This is a genomic window from Ruegeria sp. YTSA064 (genome assembly GCF_059610325.1).
The window spans coordinates 1-1,668 of sequence record NZ_JBXWNK010000031.1 but is presented as its reverse complement, the minus strand read 5'-3'; the positions used below and the strand labels follow the sequence as shown (position 1 = coordinate 1,668).

Sequence of the window (1,668 nt, the reverse complement as noted above, 5' to 3'; positions counted from 1 at the left end):
GCCGCCTTTGGCAATTGCGTTTCTCCAAGGGCCATCACGGCGCGAATGAACTCCTCCGCGTAATCATCCGCGTTCCGATGGTCATGCTCGTGCCGCACCATGGCCATCGGCTCAACAAAACGCTTTTTCAAGTGCTCAAGGAAACGCGGTTCTGTGTGGGACATGTAAGCAATAAGCGACTGGAGAACCCGTTCATGGGCTAGAACGCGCCGTTCAAGATCGGTTGTTTCAGGCAGAGGTGGTGACATGGCGCTGCTCATCCTTCATTGATCGTGTTTTCCGGACGCTCCGGTGACTTGTTTACGTCAAGGGCTGCAAGGCAGGCGTGCGCGATGTCCCGGTTCGGGGTCTCTGTGCCTGGTACTGTCGCCCAGCCAGCCGCCATGAGGGCCTCTCGCTGCCGGAAGGTAGAGGCTGCCCGGATCGCCGCCATCTTGGCAGCCCGTTCCGGATCGGATCGGGCCATGTCCAGACAGACAGGCACCAATGCGGTGACAACATGTTCGCGGGCCATCGCCACGGACCTGTCGTTCGAGGTTCGGTCGGTTACCCAGCCGCCCCAAGAAAATCCAGCTACACTAACAAGTACCGCGCCGATGACGGCGCCGTAGAGGCCAGGTTTAAGCCATTCGGGAGTGTTCATTGTAGTTCCTCCAGCGGCAAAGCGCCGCCTCGCTATCTTCAGGTGTCATATTGAATGCCGCGGCCAAGTGCCGTTTCCAGGTCGGTCCAGGTAATTGGCCGCATTTCTGTTCGGCCCAGCGAACGCCCCTTGCCGTTTATAGTCAGGAAAATCGCTGTTCTGCGGTAAGCCGGGAAACTCAGCGTCTCGATAAGTTCTTCCTCAACCAATACTTCGTATTCACCGGCAGGCAGCTCGTCCGAATATCCGGATAGGGTAAACGGGCGCGGGAAGGTCACGGTGGATCTGATTGAACGCAGCGCCATCTCCGGTCTCCGCGATGTATACGTGCCTTCCGCGCTGCAAAGGCTGCCGTATCCTGATTGCAGAGAGGTAGCCTGCATTTGCGGTCATCATACATTATCCCAGAACCGGGCGATGCGCGCTGACCCATGTTAGCGCCGCTGGGCCCTGGGCAGTGCTGGCGAACCTTGGAGCTGCCCTGATGCTTGACTTCAGAAGTTTGGACACCGGCTGATCTGCGTCAGCGCATGCTCCAGGCGATGCGGGTATGATCAAAACAATCCGAAACATTTTGATCCTGCCAGAGGAGGCCCCGGTCATTCGGCACGTTCGCTCCCAAGATCCGAAAACATTGAAAAGGAGGAAACGGTGATGCCCGCAGGTGGCATTCTTTACCCGCATAGCCCTGAGTTCGATCGTTTTTTGCAGGCCTTCGTTGGTGAAGACCGGAAAGGCAATGCTGTTACGGTACTTTCGGCCCTTGCAAGGCTAAAACTCGAACCTTGGGAAGAGGCAGCCGCGCTTGCCGCTTTGGAGGAAAAGGCCGCTGGTTCGCGACTGGAGATGCTGTTGTCGCAATTCCGTGACGTGCCCGAACTCAAACAGGATAGCGGAACGCTCGCGCGGGAACTGACCCGTCTTCTTCCCAAACGACGTAAGCGTTTAAGGGCTGATTCTGGTGGTGTGGAAAACCGGCCGGCAAATTTTCCTGGATTGATATGGGCGGTACTGACGATCTTCTT

The 1,668-nt window shown here is 57.1% G+C and carries 3 protein-coding genes and 1 pseudogene; 1 reads left to right on the top strand and 3 read right to left on the bottom strand.

Annotated features, from left to right (window positions below; all coding sequences use genetic code 11):
• From AC2FI7_RS22775 to AC2FI7_RS22765, 3 genes and pseudogenes are all read right to left on the bottom strand, one after another.
• Positions 1–248, bottom strand: a pseudogene (locus tag AC2FI7_RS22775) (hypothetical protein); the annotation flags it as partial.
• An 8-nt stretch (positions 249–256) separates the two neighbouring features.
• Positions 257–643, bottom strand: coding sequence for a hypothetical protein (locus tag AC2FI7_RS22770; protein ID WP_010442282.1), 387 nt, complete (start codon positions 641–643; stop codon positions 257–259).
• A 38-nt stretch (positions 644–681) separates the two neighbouring features.
• Entirely contained in the window at positions 682–948 is a 267-nt protein-coding gene (locus tag AC2FI7_RS22765; RefSeq protein WP_010442281.1) for a hypothetical protein, read from the bottom strand.
• A 349-nt stretch (positions 949–1,297) separates the two neighbouring features.
• Here AC2FI7_RS22765 and AC2FI7_RS22760 point away from each other — a divergent pair.
• Positions 1,298–1,668: hypothetical protein (locus AC2FI7_RS22760; RefSeq protein WP_496833723.1), on the top strand; the 371-nt coding region annotated here is incomplete at its 3' end.